An 8,665-nucleotide genomic window follows, 5' to 3' on the forward strand; every position below is an offset into this window, starting at 1 on the left:
GCCGCGGACTTGGTCATCAGCACGACACCGCCTGTGCGGCAGGGGTGGCCCGGTGCTCACGGCTGTAGCGCCACTGCAGGGTCCGGGCGTGGACGTTCTCGCGCCACTCGATCGGGCCGTGGCACTTCCGGTAGGGGTCGTGGAACCACTCGCGGCGCATGGCCTGCTTGCCGCAGTCGGGGCAAGCGATGACCGGGCCGATGGGGGCACCCAGGAGGCTGGCGCGCTGGTAGTGGTCAGCTCGCCGGACCTCGAAGCCGCCGTCGATCGCCTGCTCGCCGTCAAGGTCGGGGTACTCGTCCTGCCAGTACGCCAGGGCCTCGTCCTCGGTCGCTCCGGTCGCTTTGATCACGTAGACGCTCGTGACCTCGACGACGATCGGCCACTGTCGCTCGTCCATGCCCCACGTGTTCCGCCTGGTGGCGGCCTGCTTGAGCAGTTCCTCGACGTTGGGGTCGGGCTCTGCCGGAACGGGTCGGGGGAACTTCTCTCCGAAGTAGTCGTGGTCCCCGTGGTGGCCCAGCTCCAGCTGGCAGTCCCGGTAGGAGTAGCTCTCTCCGGCGGGGTAGAGCGGCTCGTCGCACGTCATGCGCCACCGCCAACGGACTGCGTGGTGTCAGTGGTCTCTCGTAGACTTCTCATCGAGCGCTTCCGATCTGCTTCGCGGCTGTATCTGTGTTGCGTTCGCTCGATGCCGTCAGGGCTGGACCCCTGGCGGCATCGCTGTTTTCCAGGCCGAGGAAGGCCAAGAGGTCGACCTTGCGGACGCGGATAGCGCGGCCGAGGGGGACGACGGGCAGGGGAAAGTCGTCCTGCCGGATGAGCTGGTAGCCGAGGTCTCGGCCGATACCGAGAGCGGCGAACGCCTGCAGGGCCGTCGCCATGGCGGGCAGTGCCCGGACCTCGTCTTCGGTCAGCGCTGCGGTGGTCTTGGCGCTCATACCGCCACCGCCTCGGGCGCGGTGGCGTCAACGAAGACGCGCCCGGCCCGCTCGCAAGGGACCCAAAGGATCATCAGGTCCACGCCGATCGCGACGGCGATCCGCTCCGCCTTCTCCCGGGGAAGGAAACGCTGGTCCCCGTTGAGCAGCGCACCGATGGTCGCGTTGGGCACCTGTACGAGCTCGGCCAGTCCGCGCGTGGTCAGCTTCGCGCCGGTGCCGGTCCGCTTCATCAGGCGTGCCAGGAGGGCGCGGTCGTAGATGCGGCACATGGGTGCCTCGCTCATGTTCACCTCGCTGAGTGGATCGTTCAGTTTTCTGAACGCGGCGAGCATTGCATGATCTGAACGAACTGTCCAGATAGTTGAAAACCAGGCGCGGCGCACACCGACGTGACCTGAATGCGCCCCTAGCGCATCCGTGTCATTGCCTGAACAATCCGTTCAGGTCGCGTGATGGCCCGACCCTGCGACATGGTGAGATGGGGCCGCGCACGCAGAGATCACCCTGAACAAGCCACGCACTTGGAGTGACAGGATGAGTGTCATGATCGAAAACGAGGCCGAGACCGAGACGACGGAGTTCGCCGACCTGATCCGGCTTCGCCGTGCAGAGCTCGGCCTTTCCCTCGCTCAGTTCCAGGAGCGCAGCGTGGACCCGCGCACTGGCGTCCAGGTGAAGAGCGGATGGGTGCACCGTCTGGAGACTGGCGAATCGGTTATCCCCCCGCGGACCCCCCAGCTCCGGGCCCTCGCGGCAGCCACTGCGCTGCCGCTGGGGCAGTTGCAGGACGCGGCGTCTGCGCAGTTCTTCGGAATCGAACGCGTGTGGGCAGAGGGCGGCGAGGCGTCAGCGCTCGTGCGTCGCGCCGGCCAGCTCACCCAAGATCAGCGCGAGCAACTCCTGCGGTTGATCGACGCGTTCGCGCCACCGGGCCAGGATCGCGGCTGATCTGCACCCTTGGCTCAAGCATTACCTATGGTGATGCCACTCCAAAGGGTGTAGGCACCAACGCTTCGTAGTGACATGATGTCGGCATGTGACGGAGTGCACACAAAGCGGAATGGTGTGCTTCTTGAATCGAACACTTGAGCGAGTGGGGCGACGATGAATAAGCCATCGACAGAGCGGGCGCCGGTGAGGTACGCCGTGAGTTCTGACCTTCCCGCAGGCCGACGAGTGGTTCCACTTACGACGCCGAACGGCGTCGTAATGGTTGTACGTGAGGGCAAAATAACTCCTGAACTCGTCGAAGAGATCGTCGAGATGTACGACGCGCTGGCCGCGCTTGGGTTGGTTGGCGAGGAGGAGTGACCCGTGGCCGCATCTCGCAGGGCAGGGAGCATCGGCAAACGCTGCGAGTGCCGCGGCCCCGATGGGCGCCTGCTCGGCACAGCGTGCCCAAAGCTGACGAAGAAGAACCACGGGGCCTACTTCGTCCGCCAGGAGCTCCCGCTCGATGCCGACGGCAGGCGCCGGCCATTCCGTCGCACCGGCTATGCGAAGGTGACGAAGGCGCAGGGGGACCTCGACAAGTTGCGCAGCATCCTCGACCTCCCCGGAGACGACGAGGACGCTGCACGACGTGTCGGCGACCTACTGCAGGGCGTCATGCGGGACCGCAAGGACATCCCCGAGGCTGCCGAGGTCGCGCGGCGCCTGGGGGTCGGCGTGGACCTCGACGGGAAGATGACGATGTCCGCCCTGTTCGAGGCGTGGCTGGGATCGAAGAAGACCCGCGCCACGACGACGAACGGCTACCGCTCGCACGTCCGCGTGCACCTGGACCCAGGGGTCGGCCACCACAGGGTTGACCGGTTCGGCGTCGGCCAGGCGCAGCAGTTCTTCGACGCGATCACGGACCGCAACGACGTGATCCGGGCGGAGAACGCGGCGCGCCGGGAGCAGGCGCAGCGTGCGAAGTGGGCGCGGGGCGGGCGTCCGCCGGCCGCTGAGCGGCAGCGGCTGGCGGAGGAGCGCGCGAAGCTTGCCGCCATGCCGCCCTTCCGGAAGGTGACCGGCCCCGCCACGGTGCAGAGCATCCGCCGCACGCTGCGGGCCGCCCTGAACTACGCCAGCAAGAAGCAGGTGACGACGTTCAATGCCGCGCAGCACGTCGAGCTGGCGGCCGCGGCCCGGCCGAAGGGGCTGCTCTGGACGGACGAGAGGGTGGCCCGGTGGCGGGAGACAGGGAGGAAGCCCAGCCCTGTCATGGTGTGGACCCCCGAGCAGCTCGGCGCGTTCCTGGACGCGGCCGAGGGGCACTCTCTCTACGCGTTCTTCCACCTTGTCGCGCACCACGGGTTCCGCCGCGGGGAGGGTGCCGGACAGGACTGGGAGAACATCAGCCTGGAGCGGCGGACGGTGACGGTCGCGAAGGAGCTGGTTGTCGACGGCTGGACACCGGTGGAGACCGATCCTAAGACGTCTGGGTCAGCGGGCACCGTGAAGATCGACGGCGGGACGGTCGAGGTCCTGCGCGAGCACAGGGCCCGGCAGGAAGAGCTCCGGGCCGAGCGGCTCAAGGCTGGGAAGAACTGGGCAGACACAGGGAAAATCTTCACCCAAGACGACGGCTCGTGGGTGCACCCGGAAACGTTCAGCGCCGCGTTCCGGGAGATCCTGGCAGGCACTGACCTACCGCCCATTAACCTGCGCGACCTGCGGCACGGAGCGGCCGCCCTGGTAAAGGCCGGCGGCGGCGACCTGCACGACGCGAAGGTGAAGCTGCGCCACTCCACCATCGTCCTCACCTCGGACACGTACATGGAGCTCTTCGAGGACTACGAGGACGATCTGGCGGAGCGCGCGGCCGCCGTGGTGCCTCGGGCCAGGAAGGCGGCCGCCCAGCAGCCACAAGAGGCACCGGAGTAGTACCCTGGACGTGGAACAAGAGAGGCTCCGTCACCGCAGGTGGCGGGGCCTTTCTGCTGGCCCCGTGCTGGCCCGAACGCCACCCAACTGCACCCAGCGAGACCACACGAGACCGCATGACGGCTCGTCAGAAACGGATATAGAATCCCGCTGACCAGCACAGAACCGCACGGGACGGACTTCGGCCAACGGCACCCCACGGGACCTCATGAGCGGGCCGCAGACTTTTAATCCGTTGGTTGTGGGTTCGAGTCCCACACGGCCTACCGACCGAACCCCAGGTCAGAGTGTTTTTCTGGCTTGGGGTCACTGCTTTTCCGAGTTCGTTCACGGACGCGCGGGCTGCTGCGAGCAGGACCGATGAGTTCCCTGGGCGCTGCGAGTCTCCACTGACAGATGCTGTGGTCGGGCGTTGGAGGAAGCCGTGGGAGATGTCTGGTCGATGGTCCATGCGGAGCGCGCGGCGCTCATCGGTGACCTCGAGAACCTCGACGCCCAGCAGTGGGAGGAGCCGTCGCTCTGTGCGGAGTGGACCGTGCACGACGTGGTCGCCCACCTGGCTGACACGGCTCGGACGACGCGCCTGGGTTTCCTGGCCGGCCTCGTCCGGGCGCGGTTCGACTTCGACCGCCAGAACGCCCGGGGTGTCGAGTGCGAACGTGGTGCCTCACCGCAGGAGACTCTGGAGCGGCTCCGCAGGGTCGCGACCCGCAGGTCGACCCCGCCGGCGCCCCTCGACAGCCGGCTCGTCGAGGAGATCGTGCACGGCGAGGACATTCGTCGGCCGTTGGGGCTCGCCCGCTCCTACCCGGGGGAGGCCGTCGTCAGATCACTTCGTCTCCAGGTCCGGACTCCGGCCTCCTTCGGCGGGGCGAAGGAGCTCGTGTCCCGTATCCGGCTGACGGCCACCGACGCCGACGTGTCGATCGGCGAAGGTCCGGAGGTGGGAGGACCCGCGCTCTCACTGCTCCTGGCCGTCTCTCGCCGACGGGTGGCGCTGGACGACCTCGACGGACCGGGAGTCGCCTCGCTGTCCGCGGCGATCTGACGATCCGTCCGCGAGCCTTCGTGCGTGAGCCTCGGACGAAGACCACCGGCGTTCCGGAATCCTCCCGGTCTCATCGGCCGAACTTCTCGACGGCCGCAGGCGTGACGGGAGTGAAGAAGTTGACGAGGTTGCCGTCCGGGTCACGGAACAGCAGGGACCGGTTGCCCCAGGGCATCGTGGTGGGCTCGGTGACGAAGTCGCTGACGAGGCCGGTCAGGTTCCGGTGCACGCGGTCCACGTCGTCGACGAGGAACTCGGTGATCACGCTGTGGTTGTCCGCCGGGCGGGCGGAGCCCGGGGCGAACAGCGGGACGGTGCGGGTGCTCGCGATCGCGAGGGTGGCGCCGGGGGTCCTGAGTTCGGCGAAGTCCTCGTTGGCCCACACCGCCCGCACCCCTGTGACCCGCTCGTAGAACGTGACGAGGCGTGCGACGTCGCCGGTGATGATGCGGATCGAGACGAAGTTCATGGGGATCTCCTCGGCTGTGCTGGGGTCGTGCACGTCGCAGGCTAGGGGTAATAGTGGACAGAATCCGTCCTGTATCCCCGTTAGGTTCTGAACATGCCTCGACCCGCCGGCCGCGTACTGACACTCCTGGAGCTGCTGCAGTCGGGCGGCACCCGGACGGTGGCCGAACTCGCCGACCGGCTCGGCGTCGACGGGCGCACCGTGCGGCGGTACGTGGACCAGCTGATCGACCTCGACGTGCCGGTGGAGTCGGTGCGCGGGCGTTACGGCGGGTACCGACTCGGTCCCGGGTACCGCTTGCCGCCTCTCATGCTCAGCGACGAGGAGGCGCTGGCCGTGCTGCTCGGCCTGGTCGCCGGCCGCCGGGCAGGGTTGATGACGGCGGGGCACACGGCGAGCGAGACCGCGTCGGCCAAGATCCGGCGGGTGCTGCCCAGGCACATCGCCGGCCGGCTCGACACGCTCCTGGAATCTCTGGCCTTCACGGATCGGCCCGGTGAGTTCGCCGCCCCGGACGCCGGAGTCCTGCTCACCATCGCCGACGCGGTACGCCACAGCCGGCCGGTCTCCATGAGGTACACCGGCGGCGACGGCCGGCGCAGTGAACGGACGCTGCACGCGTACGGGATCGTCGCTCATTCGGGCCGGTGGTACGTCACCGGCAGGGACGCCCGGATCGGCGAGGACCGGACCTTCCGGCTCGACCGCATCACGGACGCACGGGCCCTTCCCGGATCGTTCGAGGCGCCCATGGACACCGATCCGGAGCAGCGTGTGCTGTCGGGGTTCGCCACGGCCCGGTACCGCCATGAGGTGACCGTGCGGATCCACGGGACGGTGGAGCAGATCCGCGCCCACCTTCCCGCCGCCGTCGCGAGCCTGGAGGAGCACGAGCCCGCGGCAGGCGATGACCGGACGCCCGAGCGATGGTGGCGAGCCGAAATACGGGCGGAGCGGCTCGACTGGCTGCCTCCGGTGCTGGCGTCGATCGACCGGCCGTTCGTGATCGAGCGCCCCGACGAACTGCGCGACCTGGTCGCCGCGCTCGCCGACCGCCTCGCGTCCTACGCCCGCCGGGCCTGACCGCGAGCGGTCGATCGGGGCGCCGGGCCTTGCCGGAGGCACAAGGGGCGCCCCTGCCGGGGCGTCCCTTGTCCTGGGGTGCGTGGCTCAGGGGCGTGGCCAGGGGCGGCCGCCGATGCGTTCGATGTCGGAGTTGAAGCGCCGCAGGTAGCCGGCGAAGGCGGAGATGTCCTCGTCGGGCCAGTCGGCCATGACGCGTTCCAGGGAACTGACCATGCCCTCGCGTTCCGCGTCGAGGGTCCTTGCGCCCTCCTCGGTGATGCGGAACTTGCGGGCCATCCCCCCGTCCGGGTCGGGGATGCGCTCGACGAAGCCGGCGCGCATGACCGCGGCGGTCTGCCGGTTGAGGGTGGAGACGTCGAGGTCGAAGGCCTCGCTGAGCTCGCCGACGGACATCGGTCCCTGGACGCGGATGCGGCTGAGCAGGACGTACGCGCTGCGCTCCAGGAGGCCGTCCTTGCGGCGTCCCTTTCTGTGGGTCAGCAGGCCGTGACGGCTGAGCAGCATCTGCTCGTACTCGACCTCTTGCGTTGCCCTGTTCATGCGCGGGCACCTCCTGCTTCCTGCCGGGCGGGGCCGGTGTGTCGTCGTGCCGTCGTGCGTGCCGACTTCATCGTATGTTTACGAGGAAGTGCATAGACCACATAGTGTGCATGATGCAATAGACGTGTACGATGCCAAAGTCTTCCACCGAACAGATAGCCGAGGATCCGCGATATGGATGCCCCCCAGTCCACAACCCGCGCCGGCGGCGTGATCACGACGCTGGCACTCGCCGGCACCGTCGCCGCGGTGATGCAGACGCTGGTGACCCCGCTCATCGCGGAGCTGCCGCGGATTCTGGACACCTCGTCGTCCAACGCGGCCTGGGTGGTCACCGTCACCCTCCTGGTCGCCGGTGTGTGCGTGCCGGTCACCGGCCGGCTCGGTGACCTCCTGGGCAAGCGGCGCATGCTGCTGGCCTGCGCGGTCCCCCTGGTCGTCGGTTCGGTCGTGTGTGCGCTGGCCTCCTCCGTGGTCCCGATGATCGTCGGGCGCGGCCTCCAGGGCATGGGCATGGGCATGGTGCCGCTGGGTATCGCGCTGCTGCGTGACGTGGTGCCCGCCGAGAAGCTCAGCGGCTCGATCGCCCTCGTCAGTGCCTCCATGGGCATCGGGGGCGCCCTCGGCCTCCCGATCTCCGCAGCCGTCGCCGAGTACACCAGCTGGCGCGTGCTGTTCTGGGGTTCCGCGGTCCTCGCGGTGATGATCGCCGTGCTCATCTACGCCTTCGTTCCGGACGTCCCGGCCGGCGCCAAGGGGCAGCGCTTCGACGCGCCCGGAGCGATCGGGCTCGCCATCGGCCTGGTGTCCCTCCTGCTGGCGATCTCCAAGGGTGCGGACTGGGGCTGGGGTTCGGGCACCACGCTCGGCCTGTTCGCCGTGGCGGTCGTGGCCCTCGGTACCTGGGGGTTCTACGAGCTGCGTACCCGTGACCCGCTGGTCGACCTGCGCACCACCGCCCGCCCGCGAGTGCTGCTGACCAACGTCTCGTCGATCCTGGTCGGCGTCGGCATGTACTCCTTCATGCTGATCGCACCGCAGCTGCTGCAGTTCCCCGAGGCCACGGGGTACGGCCTCGGGCAGTCGATGCTGGCCGCGGGCCTCTGGATGGCTCCCGGTGGTGTGATGATGATGATCGTCTCCCCCCTCGGCGGGAAGCTGATCAACGCGCGCGGCCCCAAGATCGCTCTTGTCCTCGGCGCCCTCGTGATCTCCCTGGGCTACGGCATCTCCCTGTTCCTCATGGGCTCCGCCTGGGGCCTGATGATCGTCGGTATCGTCATCAACAGTGGCGTCGGCCTCGCCTACGGCGCGATGCCCGCCCTGATCATGAGTTCGGTCCCGGTCTCGGAGACCGCCGCCGCCAACGGCTTCAACACCCTGATGCGTTCGCTGGGCACCACCATCGGATCGGCGGTCATCGGTGTGGTGCTGGCACAGATGACCATGAACCTCGGCGGCTTCTCGCTCGCCTCCGAGGACGGTTTCCGCGTCGGCCTGATGATCGGCTGTGGAGTCGCCCTCGTCGCCGCCGCGGTCGCCGCGCTCATCCCCGGCCTCGTACGTCCCGCCGCGGACGGCGACAGGACCGGACCCGCCGCGGCCGGCAAGGTCTCGGTCGAGGCCTGACCGCGACCACCGAAGTGCCCGGTCGAAGACCGGAAGCGCCCCGCACGACCACCAGAAGCGCCCCGGCCGGGTCCACCG

Annotated in this window: 11 protein-coding genes; 6 read left to right on the plus strand and 5 right to left on the minus strand. The window is 68.6% G+C overall.

Features of this window, described 5'->3' with window-relative positions; genetic code table 11:
* Nucleotides 1–16: 16 nt before the first annotated feature.
* Genes ACFWFI_RS37665 through ACFWFI_RS37675 form a run of 3 tightly spaced genes read right to left on the minus strand, consistent with a single transcriptional unit; the run spans nucleotide 17 to nucleotide 1,228 of the window.
* On the minus strand, nucleotides 17–589 hold the full coding sequence (locus tag ACFWFI_RS37665) for a hypothetical protein (RefSeq protein WP_387399479.1): 573 nt from the start codon (nucleotides 587–589) through the stop codon (nucleotides 17–19).
* A 49-nt stretch (nucleotides 590–638) separates the two neighbouring features.
* Nucleotides 639–941, minus strand: a complete 303-nt coding sequence (locus tag ACFWFI_RS37670) for a helix-turn-helix transcriptional regulator (protein WP_387399481.1) — start codon at nucleotides 939–941, stop codon at nucleotides 639–641.
* Entirely contained in the window at nucleotides 938–1,228 is a 291-nt protein-coding gene (locus ACFWFI_RS37675; RefSeq protein WP_387399483.1) for a helix-turn-helix domain-containing protein, read from the minus strand. The genes ACFWFI_RS37670 and ACFWFI_RS37675 overlap by 4 nt, the downstream gene beginning before the upstream one ends.
* Before the next feature lie 259 nt (nucleotides 1,229–1,487).
* Between ACFWFI_RS37675 and ACFWFI_RS37680 the strand changes: the two genes are divergently transcribed.
* The 4 genes from ACFWFI_RS37680 (at nucleotide 1,488) to ACFWFI_RS37695 (ending at nucleotide 4,863) form a co-directional block, all read left to right on the plus strand.
* Nucleotides 1,488–1,892 carry a helix-turn-helix domain-containing protein gene (locus ACFWFI_RS37680; RefSeq protein ID WP_387399485.1) on the plus strand — a complete coding sequence of 135 codons (405 nt, stop codon included), beginning with the start codon at nucleotides 1,488–1,490 and terminating at the stop codon, nucleotides 1,890–1,892.
* Between the two features lie 198 nt (nucleotides 1,893–2,090).
* Nucleotides 2,091–2,255, plus strand: a complete 165-nt coding sequence (locus ACFWFI_RS37685) for a hypothetical protein (RefSeq protein ID WP_387399487.1) — start codon at nucleotides 2,091–2,093, stop codon at nucleotides 2,253–2,255.
* A gap of 3 nt (nucleotides 2,256–2,258) precedes the next feature.
* Complete coding sequence (locus ACFWFI_RS37690; protein ID WP_387399489.1) at nucleotides 2,259–3,815, plus strand: tyrosine-type recombinase/integrase; 1,557 nt, start codon at nucleotides 2,259–2,261, stop codon at nucleotides 3,813–3,815.
* Between the two features lie 442 nt (nucleotides 3,816–4,257).
* Complete coding sequence (locus ACFWFI_RS37695; protein ID WP_387399498.1) at nucleotides 4,258–4,863, plus strand: maleylpyruvate isomerase family mycothiol-dependent enzyme; 606 nt, start codon at nucleotides 4,258–4,260, stop codon at nucleotides 4,861–4,863.
* Between the two features lie 70 nt (nucleotides 4,864–4,933).
* Here the strand turns inward: ACFWFI_RS37695 and ACFWFI_RS37700 are convergent, their stop codons facing one another.
* Nucleotides 4,934–5,332 carry a VOC family protein gene (locus ACFWFI_RS37700; RefSeq protein WP_387399491.1) on the minus strand — a complete coding sequence of 133 codons (399 nt, stop codon included), beginning with the start codon at nucleotides 5,330–5,332 and terminating at the stop codon, nucleotides 4,934–4,936.
* Between the two features lie 93 nt (nucleotides 5,333–5,425).
* Between ACFWFI_RS37700 and ACFWFI_RS37705 the strand changes: the two genes are divergently transcribed.
* Nucleotides 5,426–6,415 carry a helix-turn-helix transcriptional regulator gene (locus ACFWFI_RS37705; protein WP_387399493.1) on the plus strand — a complete coding sequence of 330 codons (990 nt, stop codon included), beginning with the start codon at nucleotides 5,426–5,428 and terminating at the stop codon, nucleotides 6,413–6,415.
* An 87-nt stretch (nucleotides 6,416–6,502) separates the two neighbouring features.
* On the opposite strand, the gene ACFWFI_RS37710 is transcribed toward ACFWFI_RS37705, so the two are convergent.
* Nucleotides 6,503–6,958: a MarR family winged helix-turn-helix transcriptional regulator gene (locus ACFWFI_RS37710; RefSeq protein WP_387399495.1), complete on the minus strand. Its 456-nt coding sequence runs from the start codon at nucleotides 6,956–6,958 to the stop codon at nucleotides 6,503–6,505.
* A gap of 174 nt (nucleotides 6,959–7,132) precedes the next feature.
* Here ACFWFI_RS37710 and ACFWFI_RS37715 point away from each other — a divergent pair, with 174 nt between their 5' ends.
* Nucleotides 7,133–8,587, plus strand: coding sequence for an MFS transporter (locus ACFWFI_RS37715; RefSeq protein WP_387399496.1), 1,455 nt, complete (start codon nucleotides 7,133–7,135; stop codon nucleotides 8,585–8,587).
* Nucleotides 8,588–8,665 lie beyond the last annotated feature (78 nt).

The organism is Streptomyces sp. NPDC060209, from assembly GCF_042728155.1.
Classification (GTDB): domain Bacteria; phylum Actinomycetota; class Actinomycetes; order Streptomycetales; family Streptomycetaceae; genus Streptomyces.